We start from the raw sequence: 15,844 nt of genomic DNA, 5'->3' as shown, positions 1-15,844 counted from the left end.
GCTCTTGTAACCGCGCATGTGGCTCAATGACGCAGGACCACCCTAAGCCGGAACGGTGATTAACAAAAATGAATAAAAATTGGGAGGAGCATAAGTAAAAGCTTATAGTCAGCACTTCAGCTATTGGCCGGAGCGGCACTTATGCGTAAGTCATTGATGCGAATGACATTGCGTCAGTTGCGGATTTTCAATGAGGTCTGCGACCTGCGCTCCTATAGCCGTGCTGCGGAGGAAATGGCGCTTACTCAGCCAGCTGTGAGCCTGCAGATCCGTCAGCTTGAAGAGCTGATCGGCCAGCCGCTGTTCGAATACGTCGGCAAAAAACTCTACCTGACCGAAGCGGCCGAAGCCTTGCAGCAGGCTAGTCGCGACATTTTCGGGCGTCTGGAAAATCTCGATATGCAGCTGTCGGACATGCAGGGTTCACTGCAAGGGCAGCTGAAGCTGGCTATCGAATCGAGCTGCAAATATTTCGTCCCGCACCTGTTTGCGGCATTCAAGCGCCAGCATCCGGAAGTGAGTCTGAACCTGACCGTAGTCAATCGTGCTCAGGTCATCAGGCGTCTTTCGGACAATCGCGACGATCTGGTGGTGATGTCGATGGTGCCGCAGGACATGGGCCTGGAGTTTCTGCCGTTCCTCAACAATCCGATCGTGGCCGTCGCGCCACCGGATCATCCGCTTTGCACAGCGGAACAGCTGAGCCTTCAGGACCTGGAGCCCTGGCCGCTGCTGATTCGCGAGTCCGGCTCGGGAACGCGACGGGCGTGCGAGGAATACTTCAAGGAAAAACGGGTGCATTTCACCCAGACACTGGAAGTGTCATCCAGCGAAGCGCAGCGTGAATGCGTGATCGCCGGCCTGGGGCTGGCCATGTTGACGCGGCATGCCGTCAGTCAGGAGCTCGCCACCGGCACTCTCAAAGAGCTGCCCGTGGCGGAGCTGCCGTTATACCGCAGCTGGTGCGTCGTGCAGGCCCGAGATAAACGTCTGTCGCCTGTCGCGCATGCGTTTCTCGGGTTCATCCGCACTGAGAGGTCGCAGATCAGCCAGCTTGTCGAACGTTTCGACGGCCGTCCTCGGGAGGCATCGCTACCTGCCAGAGATGGTCAGTAGCGTTGTCGAGGTAATCACACAGATCCTGATTGAGCTGGCGCGCTTCACAGTAGCTCTCGATTGCGCGGCGGAACTCCATGCGGCGCTGGTCTTCCTGCTGACGGCGGGTTTTCACAGCGCTTTTGGGTAAATCATCGTAGTGCCGAGCCATGTTCTGTCTCCCAATACGTGGTGTGGGAGCATCAGAATGGGCATCGGCAGTGACGATTAGACGGCGCGCAGGTGACAGATCGATGAATTTTAAGGACGGACGAGGCTGAAGGCGGACTCAGTCGTCATGCGTCTTGATCGATTTGGGCGACAGCCGCAGCCCGCGCAGGCTGCGCTTCACGCTCTTGAGATGGTTGACCAGCGTCGGGCCGCGCGCCATGGCAACGCCCATCGCCAGTACGTCGATCACCACCAGGTGGGCGATACGTGAGGTCAATGGCGTGTAGATTTCCGTGTCCTCATGCACGTCGATGGCCAGATTGACTGAAGACAGTTCTGCCAGCGGCGTCTGGCTCGGGCACAGCGTGACCAATGTAGCGCCGCTCTCGCGCACCAGGTTGGCTGTGATCAGCAAGTCCTTGGAGCGGCCGGACTGGGAAATGCACACGGCCACATCCGTAGGCTTGAGCGTGACCGCCGACATCGCCTGCATATGCGGGTCTGAATAGGCAGCGGCCGTCAGCAGCAAACGGAAGAACTTGTGCTGGGCGTCGGCAGCCACCGCGCCGGACGCGCCGAACCCGTAGAACTCCACCCGATTGGCGCCAGCCATGGCCGTGACCGCCTGCTGCAAAGCATGGGAATCCAGGTTCTCCCGCACTTCCATCAAGGTGTGCAAGGTGGTGTCGAAGATCTTCAGGCTGAAGTCGGCGACGGAATCGTCTTCATGAATCGCAAACTGGCCGAAGCTCGCGCCAGCGGCGAGGCTTTGCGCCAACTTGAGTTTGAGGTCCTGAAAACCGGTGCAGCCGATCGCACGACAGAAGCGCACGATAGTGGGCTCGCTGATACCGACGCTGTGCGCCAGATCAGCCATGGAACTGTGCATTACAGCCGCAGGGTCGAGCAGCACATGATCGGCTACCTTGAGCTCCGATTTGCGCAGCAGATGACGTGACTGGCCGATGTGTTGCAGCAGATTCAATGGACGGACTCTATATAAGGTGCAGTGGGCAAGGTTGTAGCTTTTTTGTAGTTATACTACATGACCTGCGAGCCGCCCAGTTAAACGAGCCCGGAACCGCTCAAACAAGTCATGGAAGGACATAGCAGTCTTTTTTGTGGGAATAATCCTACATTGGTCGCCAAGCATTACAACGTGGCCGCCCGTTTCCTACGGAGTGCGGCTCAGCACCCCGACCAGATCATCGGCTTCAACCGGCCTGCTGATCAGATAACCCTGAACCTCGTCGCAACCATGCTCCTGGAGGAATTCCAGTTGCTCCTGATTTTCCACGCCTTCGGCCACGACCTGAAGGTTCAGACTATGGGCCATGGAGATGATCGCCTGAATAATGGCTGCGTCTTCGGTACCTTCACCCAGCCCGCGGATGAACGCCTGGTCGATCTTCACGTAGTCCACCGGGAAGCGTTTGAGATAGCTCAGTGAAGAGTAGCCGGTGCCGAAATCGTCGATGGCCAATTTCACCCCCAGCTCCTGAAGCTGCCGGAACGTCGCGATGATGTGTTCGACACTGTCCAGCAACTGGCTTTCGGTCAGTTCCAGCTCCAGATGCTGCGGGGCCAGGCCGGTTTCTTCGAGCACTTGCCGGACCAGGCTGACCAGCTTGCCCTGACGCAACTGATGAACCGAGAGATTGACCGATACCCGAATAGGTTTGAGCCCCTGACGTTGCCATTCGCATGCTTGCCAGCAGGCCTGGCGCAGCACGATCTCGCCGATGGCGCCGATCAGTCCGGTCTCCTCCGCCAGCCCGATGAATTCACCCGGTGGCACCATGCCACGCTCCGGATGCCGCCAGCGCACCAACGCCTCGACGGCATCCATGCGGCCGCTGCGCAGGCTGAGCTTGGGCTGGTAAAAGACCTGCAACTGTCGCTCTTCGATGGCCTTGCGCAGCTGAATCTCCAGTTGCAGCCGTTCCAAGGTGCTGGCTTGCAGGCTTTCGGTGAAGAACTGGAAGTTGTTGCCGCCCAGGTGCTTGGCATGCTGCATCGCCATGTTCGCCTGACTGACAAGCGCCGAGATTTCCCGCGCCGAGTCGGGCAACAGGCTGATACCCACCGAAGCGCTGACCACCAGTTCGTGGCCCGCTACCGACAACGGGGTACGCAGTTTGGTCAGCAGACGGCTGGTAACACGCGCCAGACTCGACAGGTTGCCGTAGGCGTCGAACAGCACCGCAAACTCGTCGCCCGAAAGCCGCGCGATGGTATCGGCTTCCGGCAGCGCGCTGGTCAGTCGTCGCGCCACCTGTTTGAGCAACTGGTCGGCCACTTCATGCCCGAGACTTTCATTGAGCAGCTTGAAACGGTCCAGATTGACATGTAGCAGCGCCAGGCTTCGACCACCCTGCCGCACGCGCTGATTGGCCTCGCGCAGCCGTTCTTTGAACAATGAGCGATTGGCCAAGCCGGTCAATTCGTCGAAGTGAGTGAGGTAACGCATGCGCTCTTCAGACTCGCGCCGTGCGGAAAGATCGGCCAGAAAACCGACAATATGGCTAACGTTGCCTGCCATATCGTGCACGGCGCTGAGCTGAAGCCATTGCGGATAGAGCTCACCGTTCTTGCGCGTTTCAATCAGCTCTCCCTGCCAGCGGCCAGTCTGTTCGAGCGCCTGGCGAATACTCTGAAAGTGACGACGGGCGTCCCGGCTGCTGGCGATGTCCATTGCCTTGCGCCCGATGACGTCTTGCGGCTCATAGCCTGTCAGGCGGCTGAAAGCCTGGTTGACGGTGAGGACGTTGTAGTCCGGATCGAAAATGACGATGCCTTCGCTGGCCGCTTCAAAGACGGTCGCGGCGAGACGCGGTGGGCTTTGGCTCAATGCCAGGTTGGCTTCCTGCAGCTCCAGGGTGCGCTGCGCAACTCGGCTTTCGAGCCCGGCCTGCGCTTCTATCAAACCGGCTTCGGCCTGACGCCGCTGCTCGATTTCCCGGGCCAGTTCCTTGTTGAGCTGCGCACTGCGCGTCTGGGCCTGCTGCAAATTATCGATCAATGCCTGATTCTGAAAGCGGTGCAGCAGGCTGCGCAGGATCAGGCCGTTGATCTGCCAGGCAACGACGATCAGTGCCATCAACAGGATCAGGCCCAGCCAGCCCCAGCCGCGATGTGGAATATTTTCGCCCAGGACTACATAAAGGATCGGTGGTACCAGACAAGGCAGAGTGAATGTGAGAAACGCCGGGACGCTCACCGCGTAGGCCACGCTGGCGCAAAGCGTGGCAGCGCCAACCATGCCGAACACCCACGCCTGCTGCTCGAAGTTCTCGACCGGCACCACCACCATCGCAGCCGCCGCCAGCGTCAGTCCGCTGGCAGCCGCGCCCAGCAGGAACATGCGCCGCCAGATTGGCAATGCCTGACGCTCGGGTGAAGCGGAACGAAATGCTGCAACCTGGGAAATCCGCAGGCACACCAGTGCCGACAGCCATCCCAGCCAGATGCTGACCATGAGGTAACGCTCCGGCCCCCATAACAGCCAGGCGCACGCCAGACCATTGATGGACATCAGAAGCGTCGGCAGCAGAGACCCCTGATACAGAAGACGCGTGCGCTCGACTTCAAGCTGAGTCGCGAACTGTTTGAGAATGCCGCGGCGACTGCTGCCCTCGGGGGCATGGTCCGCGCTGAAACGATCTGTCATGGCGTTATTCTTGTCATTGTTCGGCTTGTCCATGCCCTGCCGCTTTATGTCGGCAAGGTACAAAGCCTTGGCTCCGCGCGTGGAGTGAGCATACACAAGGGCTTGCATCGACCAAACCGCCCGATCGGATAAAACCGTCCAACCGCCGACTGGTCGACATAATGTGTTGCGGGCCTGAACCACGGCCTCTGCCACTTGCGGGCCGACATGACCGGTCGTCAGCACCTGCGAATTTTTACAGCCGCGAGCAAAGCATGGTTTGCCCGACATGGCGTGGCACCCTAGAATGCGCCGATGCGCGATGATCTCTCTCTGCTTCTCAATTCCCTCAACGATGCCCAGCGACAGGCCGTAGCAGCCTCGCTGGGTCGTCAGTTGGTTCTGGCCGGCGCTGGTTCCGGCAAAACCCGTGTGCTGGTGCATCGCATCGCCTGGTTGATGCAGGTCGAGCAAGCCTCCCCGCATTCGATCCTGTCGGTGACGTTCACCAACAAGGCCGCTGCCGAAATGCGCCATCGCATCGAGCAGCTGATGGGTATCAGCCCGGCCGGTATGTGGGTGGGCACCTTCCACGGGCTTGCTCACCGGCTGCTGCGCTCGCACTGGCAGGAAGCCGGTCTGGTCCAGACCTTCCAGATTCTTGACAGTGACGACCAGCAGCGGCTGGTGAAGCGGGTTATTCGTGAGCTTGGCCTCGATGAACAGCGCTGGCCGGCGCGTCAGGCGCAGTGGTTCATCAACGGCCAGAAAGACGAAGGTTTGCGGCCACAGCATATTCAGGCCAGCGGCGACCTGTTCCTGACCACCATGCGCAGCATTTACGAAGCTTACGAGACCGCTTGCCAGCGTGCAGGGGTCATCGACTTCTCCGAACTGCTGTTGCGTGCGCTTGACCTGTGGCGCAATAACCCCGGCCTGCTGGAACACTACCAGCGTCGTTTCCGCCACGTGTTGGTCGACGAGTTCCAGGACACCAACGCCGTGCAGTACGCCTGGTTGCGTCTGTTGGCGAAAGGCGGAGACAGCCTGATGGTGGTCGGCGATGACGATCAGTCCATTTATGGCTGGCGCGGCGCCAAGATCGAGAACATTCACCAGTATTCCGGTGACTTCCCTGATACCGAGGTCATCCGCCTTGAGCAGAACTACCGCTCCACGGCGAGCATCCTCAAGGCTGCCAACGGGCTGATCGTCAACAACAGCGGCCGGCTTGGCAAAGAATTGTGGACCGACGTCGGCGAAGGCGAGCTGATCAACCTGTACGCGGCGTTCAACGAACACGATGAAGCGCGTTACGTCGTCGAGACCATCGAGAGCGTGCTCAAGACCGGCATCGCCCGTAACGATATTGCCATCCTCTATCGCTCCAACGCCCAGTCCCGGGTACTTGAAGAAGCCTTGCTGCGCGAGCGCATTCCGTATCGGATCTACGGCGGCCAGCGCTTCTTCGAACGCGCGGAAATCAAGAATGCGATGGCGTACCTGCGTCTGCTTGAAGGGCGCGGCAACGATTCAGCGCTTGAGCGCGTGATCAATGTCCCGCCGCGTGGCATTGGTGAGAAGACAGTCGAAGCGATCCGCGAGCATGCGCGGCACTCCGATGTGTCGATGTGGGAGGCCATGCGCCTGCTGATCGCCAACAAAGGGCTGACCGGTCGGGCCGCCAGCGCGCTGGGCGCATTCATCGAGCTGATCGAAAACCTGTCGGCCAAGGTCATGGAGATGCCGCTGCATCTGATGACCCAGACTGTCATTGAGCAATCCGGGCTGATCGACTACCACCAGCAGGAAAAAGGTGAAAAGGGTCAGGCGCGGGTAGAAAACCTTGAGGAACTGGTCAGCGCCGCGCGCAACTTCGAAAACACTGAAGACGACGAAGAGCTGACGCCGCTGGCGGCATTCCTCGGCCACGCTTCGCTGGAGGCCGGCGATACCCAGGCTCAGGAGCACGAAGACAGCATCCAGCTGATGACGCTGCACAGCGCCAAGGGTCTGGAGTTTCCCCACGTCTTCCTGGTGGGTATGGAAGAAGGACTGTTCCCGCACAAGATGAGCCTGGAAGAGCCGGGCCGTCTGGAAGAAGAACGCCGCCTGGCGTACGTGGGCATTACCCGCGCCATGAAGCAGCTGGTGATGACCTATGCCGAGACCCGTCGCCTCTATGGCAGCGAAACCTACAACAAGGTGTCGCGTTTCGTACGGGAAATCCCTCCGGCTCTGATCCAGGAAGTGCGACTGTCCAACAGCGTCAGTCGCCCATTCGGCGGCACCCAGAAAGTCAGCAACAGCAGCCTGTTCAGTGGCGCCGGAATCCCCGAGACCGACTTCAAGCTGGGGCAGCGCGTGCAACATGCTGTGTTTGGTGAGGGCGTAATCCTCAATTTCGAAGGCGCCGGCGCCCAGGCCAGGGTGCAGGTCAACTTCGCCGAAGGCAGCAAGTGGCTGATGATGGGGTACGCGAAGCTCGTGGCGTTGTAGGACTGGGCTTGTTGGGGCAACGTTAACGATACGCCCAGTAGGAGCTGGCCGGGCGGCGCTCCGCTTGCCTGCGATCTGCCGGGAACCGGCAGCAACTGGGTTGGATGCGGTGTGTCTGGCACGGCGAAGGCGCCTGACCTGCTGCCGCTGCGCGCCAGATCGCAGGCAAGCCAGCTCCTACGGATGATGTCTTACAGGCTGATCTGACTCTTCCTACACCGCTCGTGCAAAAGTCCGAAACATTAAGCCGCTAGCCACAGTCCTATGTGGTGTGCAACATGTCGACCGTGCAATTCACAAAACGGGATTACCCTTATGCAACGTTTTCTCAGCATCGCTATGGCGCTGTGCATCGGGCTCACCATGAGCCTGGATGTCAACGCCGCGCGTTTTGGTGGTGGCAAGAGCATGGGCTCCGCGCCGTCCCATCAGGCGCGCCAAACTGCTCCTTCCACACCTGCCGCAGCGCCTAACGCTGCCGGACGCCCGGCGCCTGCCGCCAGCGGTGCTTCTCGTTGGCTAGGTCCTCTGGCCGGTATCGCCGCAGGCGGTCTGCTGGCCTCGATGTTCATGGGTGACGGCTTCAACGGCTTGCAGCTGTTCGACATCCTGATCATGGGCCTGATCGCCTTCCTGATCTTCCGCTTCATCGCGCGCCGTCGGCAGCAGCAACAGCCGAAAATGGCCGGTGCCGGTGCGCCATACCAGCGTGAGACCGCTCAGCCGGTTCAGAACCCGATCTTCGGCAGCACTTCATCGTCCGCCGCGGCGCCGGTGATCAACGCTCCAGCCTGGTTCAACGAGGAGCGCTTCCTGGAAGCGGCGCGCAATCACTTCCAGGCGCTGCAGCAGCACTGGGACGCCGACGAGATGGACAAGATCGCCGAGTACGTCACGCCACAAATGCTGCAGTTCCTGAAAAAAGAACGTGCGGACCTGGGTGATGGCTTCCAGTCGACTTACATCGACAACCTGAATGTCCAGCTGGACGGCGTGGATGATCGCGCTGACAAGACCATCGCTACCCTGACTTTCTCCGGAATTTCCAAAACCTCGCGCTTCGACCAGGGCGAGGCGTTCAGCGAAAGCTGGAACATGGAGCGTGCTCAAGGCGACAACCAGCCATGGCTGGTGGCAGGAATTCGCCAGAACGGTTGAACCAGAAACCGTTCTCGCGTTCAGACCCCGGACAAGTCCGGGGTTTTTTTGTTCTGTCCGAACGGATAGTTATTTTGAGAAAGCCTTTACGCTACTGTATAACCCGCGCCATCAAGTAAGAGGATCGTGTCGTGGAAGAAGTCATCGAACAACTGCGTGAAGCCAACGAGAAGGTCCCGGTTCCGCTCGAACTGCCGGATGAAGACCTCCTCGTCGAGATCGAGGAACAGCTTTTCATCAACATTCCTTTTGTCTTCAAGGAATTCCTCCTGACGGTGAGCGATGTGGTGTACGGCAGTCTGGAGCCGGTTACCGTGACCGATCCGCAGTCTCACACCTATCTGCCTGACGTCGCCGCCCAGGCCTGGGATGACGGCGTGCCGCGCGAGCTGATCCCGCTCTGCCAGGACGGTGACGACTATTACTGCGTCGAAGAAGACGGCACCGTGGTGCTGTGGTCCGGCGAGGAAGAACTGGTGACCGAAGAGAACTGGGAGTCGGTCTGGCACTGGGCTCGGGATGTCTGGCTGGAAAGCTGAGTCATCCCGCTCAGACCGATAGAGATCCCCGGGCTCAATGCCCGGAGGACTCGCTGTTATTACCCAGTGTATCCAGCAAGGCGATCTGCATCCGCGTGTGCACGCGGATGAACCAGCGCCACAACACTGCGGCCACCAGTGCTGCAACCAGCAGAATGATGATCAGCGATTCTCTTGTCGGCACGATGCTCGCCGACAAGGCAGCCAGCATGATGAAAATCACCACAAGCGACAGCAACGGAATGACCTCCGCCACCACCTTGCGCACGCGCGCCGTATGGCGCCCCGCCATCTCAGGTTTGACGCCCATCTCCGCCAGCAACATTGAGAGTGCCTTGAGCTTTCGGTAAGCCGCGATCAGGAACGGCAGCGACAGAACGACTGCAGCGCCACAGATCCAGGCCTTCTGCACGCCGACGTCATCGACCCACTCGCTCATATAGCCGCCCAAACGCTCGGCAAAGTAACTGCCGCTGAAAAAGATCGCCATGACCAGCGCCAGGTTGACGCCGACCTGCAACAGGATGCGCCGGATCATCGACGCCAGCACTGCACCCTGCCCGTGCGGCTGGATACTGCGCAGCCATTCGCCATACATGCCGAATACTCGGGCCAAACGTTGCGGCATGATCGTCGCCAGCTTGTGAGACAGCGGATCGGCACCGCGAATCAGATAAGGCGTCAGTAGCGTGGTGATCGCCGATACCGCGACGGCGACCGGATAGAGAAAGTCGCTGGTGACCTGCAGCGTCATCCCCAATGCCGCGATGATGAAAGAAAACTCGCCGATCTGGGACAGCCCCATGCCTACACGCAGCGAAGTACGGCCGTCATTGCCTGCGATAATGGCCCCCAGCCCGCAAGACAGCATCTTGCCCAGCACGACAGCAACGGTGATTACAGCGATGGGCCAGGCGTACTCAAGCAGAATACCGGGGTCGATCATCAGGCCGATGGCTACGAAGAAAATGGCACTGAACATGTCACGGATGGGCTCGACCAGGCGCTCGATCTTCACCAGCTGCCGCGACTCGGCCATGATCGCGCCGATCAGGAACGCGCCCAGTACCATGCTGTATTCAAGTTTCACCACCAGCAGACAGAAGCCGAAGCACAGCCCCAGCACGGTCACCAGCAGCATTTCATTGCTCTCGAAACGCGCAACGTAGGCCAGCAGGCGCGGCACCAGCAGAATGCCGATGACCAGCGCCACGATCATGAACAACGACAGCTTGCCCACGGTCGAGAACACTTCTCCCGAGCTGACCGTGCCACTGACGGCGATGCCGGAAAGCAGAGCGATGATGCCGATGCCAAGAATGTCCTCGACGATCAGCACACCAAAGATCAGCTGGGCGAAGCGCTGGTTTTTCATCTTCAGGTCATTAAGGGCCTTGACGATGATCGTGGTCGAGGAGATCGCGAGAATCGCGCCGAGGAACAGCGAATCCATGGTCTTCCAGCCGAAGAACTGGCCGATCTCGTAGCCGATCCAGATCATCAGCGCGATTTCCAGAAACGCCGCGATGAACGCCGTGGCTCCGACCTTGAACAGCTTGCGCAGGCTGAACTCAAGGCCCAGGCAGAACATCAGGAAGATGACCCCGAGTTCGGCAAGCGTCTTGATGGTTTCCTCATCGTGGATCAGGCCAACGGGCGGTGTATGTGGCCCGATGATGAAGCCGGCGACGATATAGCCGAGTACCACCGGTTGCTTCAGACGATGAAACAGAACGGTCACCACACCCGCCACCAGCATGATCACTGCCAAGTCCTGAATGAAGTTGATGGCATGCATGGTTTACGGCTCCTTGAGTGTGGTGATATCGACGCTTAGTCAACGGCCGGTCCGAAGAGAAAGCGCTTCAGTCAGCCGTCACGAAGTCTGATAAACGTGTAGGAAAAACCCCGATCCACGGGTTTTGGCAGGTTAACACCGCACTCTCTGTCAGAATGTCGATGCAATATATGGAAACAGATAGGAAGGCTGCGTGACGGCCATCGGCCTGGCAGCGTCCCGATAACTGTCGTTGCGAGACGCACTGACTACGAGCGCCAGCCTGAGGCGCCAACTACATACCTTGACCGTGCGAGTACGCTATGGAACCCGGAAACGCCCAGCTGTCGATGACTGTATTGATGACCCCGGACATGGCCAACTTCTCTGGCAATGTACATGGCGGTACGCTGCTCAAGTACCTTGATGAAGTCGCCTACGCATGTGCCAGCCGCTATGCAGGGCGCTACGTAGTGACGCTTTCGGTGGATCAGGTGATCTTTCGCGAGCCGGTCCATGTCGGCGAGCTGGTGACCTTTCTGGCATCGGTGAACTACACCGGCAACACCTCGATGGAAGTCGGCATCAAAGTGGTCACGGAAAATATCCGTGAACGCTCGGTGCGTCATACCAACAGCTGTTTCTTCACGATGGTTGCCGTGGACGACAATCGCAAACCTGCCAGCGTGCCGCCGCTGGAGCCGGAAACCGCGGACGGCAAGCGTCGGTACGTTCAGGCTCAACAGCGCCGTCAGATCCGTCAGGAGCTGGAAAAGCGCTATCAGGAGATCAAGGAAGAATCGCTCTGAGGCCATTCACGCTCGCGCTGCGCACAGCCAGCGCGAGCAAAAGGCCGCAAAGGGTCAGAGGCGCACCGCTTCGAACCTGACGCGCGGATGAGCGATGCGGTCCTGGGCGCGCACCAGCTCCAGCTCATAGCTGCCGCATGCCTGGGTTTCCAGCAGCACCTCATGGACCGCCGCTGCGGTGTACTCGAACGCGGCAACCAGATCATCGCCCAGCAGGATCCGCCCCAGGAACAGGCCGGACGTCAGATCGCCGACCCCGACTGGCTGGCGCGGGAATGCGAGCAGCGGACGACGCAGGTGCCAACTGGCGTCGGCGGTAACCAGCAGCATCTCGAAACCATCGGCCGGCTTGCCCGGATAATCCAGGTGTTTGACAACCACTGCTTTCGGACCACGGCGCAACAGCGCGCGCGCCATGCTCAGGCAGTCATGCAACGATTCCGGCTTGCGACCTGAAAAGCTGTCCAGCTCCAGCTGGTTCGGACAAAGGAAATCAGCCACTGCCGCCGCTTCATCCAGCAGAAAGTCACTGACTTCAGCCGGCACGATGCAACCCTTTTCCGGGTGCCCCATGACTGGATCGCAAAGATACAACGCGTTCGGGTTGGCAGCCTTGATGCGCGCCACGCCCGTCAGAATTGCCCGTCCTTGCGCCGCGCTGCCCAGATAACCAGACAACACGGCATCACAGTTGCCCAACTCGCCAATCGCCGCGATACCGTCGATCAGCGCCGGGATCTGCTGCGGCGCCAAGACTTCGCCCGTCCAGTGCTTGTATTGCGTGTGGTTGGAGAACTGAACCGTATTGAGCGGCCAGACATTTACCCCGATACGCTGCATCGGGAACACCGCTGCACTGTTGCCGGCATGGCCGAATACCACGTGGGACTGGATGGCGAGCAAGTGAGGGGTACGTTTCATTGGCAGATCCTGAACACGATGCAAAAGCAGTAATAAGAAATATAAGGCGCGCAGTATGGCTGTAAATCGCTTCAGGCAGTTAAGCTGGAGCCTCCTTGTTGGAGCAACTCGTCATGCTGACCTTGGGAAACATTTTCGTGCTGATGCTGTTCGCGACCGCTGGCGCCTGGTTGTGGCACGCTCACGGCCTGCGCGAGAGAGCGCTGGAGCGGGTGAAACAGCATTGCGCGCGTCTGGATCTCGAACTTCTGGACGACAATGTCGCATTGCGTCGCCTCACATTCACGCCCGATGCCCAGGGTCGGAAGCGTCTGGCGCGGATCTATAACTTCGAGTTCACAGTGACTGGCGAACAGCGGCATCCCGGCACCATCACTATGTTTGGAGCCCACACCGCGCAGATCGAACTGGCCCCCTACCCGTTCGAAATGAAAACGCCGCCACCCAGCGCGGAGATCATTCAGATGGACGAGTGGCGTCAGTCGCATCAGAAGTGGAAACAGTAAAGGCTCAGATTCGACAGTCGCCCAGGACTGCCTGCAACGGCGCAACCTCACGTGGCGCACTGAAAATGAGCTCCAGCCGAGAATCCCGACGCCACTCGCTGGGTCGCCATACGATCTGAGCGCCTCGAACAGCATTACCTGAAACCCAGCCTGTTGGTCCCTGAACCACCAGTTTTGCACGTAGCCAGTCTTCGCCTTCCAACCATTGCCGCAAACGCGTCAGATCGAAGCGCTGAGACGGATGCCAACGCCAGCCGACGCTCCAGCCACCTTCACCTGCATGACTGAAACATAGAGGCTCCCGCGAACTTATCCACACTGCGGGCAGCTGGTCAGCACCTGTCTGCAGCGTAAGCTTATCCACAGGCGAGTTGTCCACAGTCTGGCTGGTTGACGCACTGAAACCTGGCACAAGCGAGCCCTCGATCTGGCCGTACCTGGCCCAGGCTAGCGAATACTCTTTGAAGCGGTCCGCCAGCTGGTCGCGCGACCTGACGTCGAGCGCGTCGGATTTGTTCATCAAAAGCAGGCCTGCTTCGGCCAGTGCATCCTGCTGGCTGGCCGATAGCGGCTGTCCTGCCGCCAAAGCTGGCGCATCCAGAACAACGACGCTGGGCTGTACGCTCAGCACGCCGCGCCAGGGAGCCTCACGCAACTGCGCCATCAACTGCGCCGGATGGCCAAGGCCCGAAGGCTCGATCAGCAGCCGGTCCGGCCTGGCCTTGCGCAGCAAGCGCGACAGACCAATCTGAAACGGCACTCCATTCACACAGCACAGGCAGCCGCCAGCCACTTCGCCAAGTGCGATACCATCGGCAGCCGTGGTCAACAACGCTGCGTCCAGGCCGACCTGACCGAACTCGTTGATCAGCACTGCCCATCGTTCGTTCGCCGGCTTGTTCGCCAGAAGATGACCGATCAGGCTGGTCTTGCCGGCGCCCAGCGGGCCGCCGATGACATGAGTAGGGATATTGCGCAGCATTGGGGCGCTTTCTTTGTGGATTGGCGGCAATTGAAAATGAAGGACAGCTGACGATGCAAGTAAACCGGCTGCCGGTGTGGGCAGCGACAGTGCTTTTGGCGCTCACTTCGAGCATGGCATGGGCTCAGGCCTGTCTGGTTCATAGCCAGGCGGAGCGGCTGGATGTGAAAGTCTGCCAGGAAAACATCAGCATTCCGCCAAAGATGTTTCACGACAGCTTCTGCCAGCCGCAATTGACCGGGCAGAAAGTCGAGACCCAGTACTCGGCACAGTGCCCTGCGGGAGCTTTCGGTGTCTGCAGCAACGCGCAAGTCGCCAATATGCCCTATCGGGAGAATATCCACTATTACGGCGTGGCCAGTGATGCTCTGTATCTCAAGCCCTTCTGCGAGGGCCAGAGCAAGGGCAAATGGCTGACGCCGGATTAAGCAGCCTCTTCCTCCTGCCATGGCCCGAACGGGTCCGGCATCAGTCGCCAGCCCTCGACGCCAACAGCCATTTCCGCGTCGGTGAGCAGGCAGCTGTCGAGTTCGGCAGTGAGTTGAGCGAAATCGATGTGCTGGCCGATGAAAACCAGTTCCTGGCGACAGTCGCCTGCTTCGACTGACCATTGCTCCATGATGGACGCCACGCTTTCCTGATCTTGCGGCCAGCTGCCTTGAGGCACAAATCGCCACCAGCGTCCGGCCATGCCGTGGCGCATCAGCCCGCCGGCCTGGGACCAGCTACCGGCCTCTTTGTATTTACTGGCCAGCCAGAAGAAGCCCTTCGAGCGCAGCAGCTTGCCGTTGGTCCACGGTCGATCGATGAAGGCGAAAAAACGCTCGGGATGAAACGGACGTCGCGCTCGATAAGCCGTCGAGGCGATTCCATATTCTTCGGTTTCCGGCACGTGTCCACCGCGCAGTTCCTTGAGCCAGCCCGGCGCCTGAGAAGCGCGCTCGAAGTCGAAACGGCCGGTATCAAGAATGGTTTTCAGCGGCACAGCGCCCATGACCATCGGCACGATCTCGGCGTGCGCATTGAGGCGTCTGAGAATTGCCATCAACTCCTCTCGCTCGCTGGCGCTGATGAGGTCGATCTTGCTGAGCAGTAGCACGTCCGCAAACTCGATCTGCTCGATCAGCAGATCAGTAATAGAGCGGTCGTCGTCTTCACCCAGCGTCTGGCCGCGCGTGGCCAGACTTTCCGAAGCCTGGTAATCAAGCATGAAGTTCACGCCGTCGACCACAGTGACCATGGTGTCCAGGCGGGCCACGTCAGCGAGGCTGATGCCGTTCTCGTCGCGGAAGGTGAAGGTTTCAGCGACCGGCAGCGGCTCCGAGATTCCGGTCGATTCGATCAGCAGGTAATCGAAGCGACCTTCACGGGCCAGGCGGCTCACCTCGTCGAGCAGATCTTCACGCAAGGTGCAGCAGATGCAGCCGTTGCTCATCTCGATCAGCTTTTCTTCGGCGCGGTTCAAGCTGACGTTGCGCTGCACTTCGCTGCCGTCGATATTGATTTCGCTCATGTCATTGACGATTACAGCCACGCGCAGGTTTTCGCGATTGCGCAGTACATGATTGAGCAAGGTGCTTTTACCGGCCCCCAGAAACCCGGACAAAACAGTAACAGGTAAACGATCAGACATCAGGCTTCACTCGAACCGGTTGCAAGGCCACGCCTTGGAAAGACAGGCACCAGCGCCTGTGTATGCAGATGTTATAGTATAACAATGCATGCGAGCTACCCGATT

At 59.5% G+C, this 15,844-nt stretch carries 14 protein-coding genes; 7 read left to right on the top strand and 7 right to left on the bottom strand.

Annotation, left to right across the window (positions count from 1 at the left end):
- Positions 1–141: 141 nt before the first annotated feature.
- Positions 142–1,116, top strand: coding sequence for a LysR family transcriptional regulator (locus J3P77_RS00280; protein WP_434678851.1), 975 nt, complete (start codon positions 142–144; stop codon positions 1,114–1,116).
- Here J3P77_RS00280 and J3P77_RS00275 read toward each other — a convergent pair.
- The 3 genes from J3P77_RS00275 to J3P77_RS00265 form a co-directional block, all read right to left on the bottom strand.
- Positions 1,046–1,231, bottom strand: coding sequence for a PA3496 family putative envelope integrity protein (locus tag J3P77_RS00275; RefSeq protein WP_434682104.1), 186 nt, complete (start codon positions 1,229–1,231; stop codon positions 1,046–1,048). The genes J3P77_RS00280 and J3P77_RS00275 overlap by 71 nt on opposite strands.
- 153 nt (positions 1,232–1,384) lie before the next feature.
- Positions 1,385–2,251 (bottom strand): transcriptional regulator HexR, encoded by an 867-nt coding sequence (gene hexR / locus J3P77_RS00270; protein WP_434678850.1) that lies wholly within the window; start codon positions 2,249–2,251, stop codon positions 1,385–1,387.
- A gap of 189 nt (positions 2,252–2,440) precedes the next feature.
- The gene (locus J3P77_RS00265; protein WP_434678849.1) at positions 2,441–4,936 is read right to left on the bottom strand and encodes a putative bifunctional diguanylate cyclase/phosphodiesterase; all 2,496 of its coding nucleotides are present in this window, start codon (positions 4,934–4,936) and stop codon (positions 2,441–2,443) included.
- Positions 4,937–5,230: 294 nt separating this feature from the next.
- On the opposite strand from J3P77_RS00265, the gene uvrD reads away from it, so the two are divergent.
- The 3 genes from uvrD to J3P77_RS00250 all read left to right on the top strand — a co-directional run bounded on the left by uvrD (position 5,231) and on the right by J3P77_RS00250 (position 9,111).
- Positions 5,231–7,414 carry a DNA helicase II gene (gene uvrD / locus J3P77_RS00260; RefSeq protein WP_434678848.1) on the top strand — a complete coding sequence of 728 codons (2,184 nt, stop codon included), beginning with the start codon at positions 5,231–5,233 and terminating at the stop codon, positions 7,412–7,414.
- 315 nt (positions 7,415–7,729) lie between these two features.
- Entirely contained in the window at positions 7,730–8,572 is an 843-nt protein-coding gene (locus J3P77_RS00255) for a Tim44 domain-containing protein (RefSeq protein ID WP_434678847.1), read from the top strand.
- A 131-nt stretch (positions 8,573–8,703) separates the two neighbouring features.
- Positions 8,704–9,111, top strand: coding sequence for an SMI1/KNR4 family protein (locus tag J3P77_RS00250; protein ID WP_434678846.1), 408 nt, complete (start codon positions 8,704–8,706; stop codon positions 9,109–9,111).
- A 34-nt stretch (positions 9,112–9,145) separates the two neighbouring features.
- Here J3P77_RS00250 and J3P77_RS00245 read toward each other — a convergent pair whose 3' ends face one another.
- On the bottom strand, positions 9,146–10,909 hold the full coding sequence (locus J3P77_RS00245) for a cation:proton antiporter (protein ID WP_434678845.1): 1,764 nt from the start codon (positions 10,907–10,909) through the stop codon (positions 9,146–9,148).
- A 302-nt stretch (positions 10,910–11,211) separates the two neighbouring features.
- Here J3P77_RS00245 and J3P77_RS00240 point away from each other — a divergent pair, with 302 nt between their 5' ends.
- Positions 11,212–11,697, top strand: coding sequence for an acyl-CoA thioesterase (locus J3P77_RS00240; RefSeq protein ID WP_434678844.1), 486 nt, complete (start codon positions 11,212–11,214; stop codon positions 11,695–11,697).
- Positions 11,698–11,751: 54 nt separating this feature from the next.
- Here the strand turns inward: J3P77_RS00240 and pdxY are convergent, their stop codons facing one another.
- On the bottom strand, positions 11,752–12,618 hold the full coding sequence (pdxY, locus tag J3P77_RS00235; protein WP_434678843.1) for a pyridoxal kinase PdxY: 867 nt from the start codon (positions 12,616–12,618) through the stop codon (positions 11,752–11,754).
- A 113-nt stretch (positions 12,619–12,731) separates the two neighbouring features.
- Here pdxY and J3P77_RS00230 point away from each other — a divergent pair, with 113 nt between their 5' ends.
- A complete protein-coding gene (locus J3P77_RS00230; protein WP_434678841.1) occupies positions 12,732–13,124 on the top strand; it encodes a DUF3301 domain-containing protein in 393 nt (130 codons plus the stop codon).
- Between the two features lie 4 nt (positions 13,125–13,128).
- Here the strand turns inward: J3P77_RS00230 and J3P77_RS00225 are convergent, their stop codons facing one another.
- Positions 13,129–14,106 carry a CobW family GTP-binding protein gene (locus tag J3P77_RS00225; protein WP_434678840.1) on the bottom strand — a complete coding sequence of 326 codons (978 nt, stop codon included), beginning with the start codon at positions 14,104–14,106 and terminating at the stop codon, positions 13,129–13,131.
- Positions 14,107–14,159: 53 nt separating this feature from the next.
- On the opposite strand from J3P77_RS00225, the gene J3P77_RS00220 reads away from it, so the two are divergent.
- Entirely contained in the window at positions 14,160–14,534 is a 375-nt protein-coding gene (locus J3P77_RS00220; RefSeq protein ID WP_434678839.1) for an NADH:ubiquinone oxidoreductase, read from the top strand.
- On the opposite strand, the gene zigA is transcribed toward J3P77_RS00220, so the two are convergent.
- The gene (gene zigA, locus J3P77_RS00215; protein ID WP_434678837.1) at positions 14,531–15,739 is read right to left on the bottom strand and encodes a zinc metallochaperone GTPase ZigA; all 1,209 of its coding nucleotides are present in this window, start codon (positions 15,737–15,739) and stop codon (positions 14,531–14,533) included. The two genes, J3P77_RS00220 and zigA, sit on opposite strands and share 4 nt — an antisense overlap.
- Between the last annotated feature and the right edge of the window lie 105 nt (positions 15,740–15,844).

The sequence above is a fragment of the Pseudomonas sp. R1-18 genome (assembly GCF_051132095.1).
Lineage (GTDB): Bacteria > Pseudomonadota > Gammaproteobacteria > Pseudomonadales > Pseudomonadaceae > Aquipseudomonas.
This window is presented reverse-complemented; position numbering and strand designations above follow the sequence as displayed.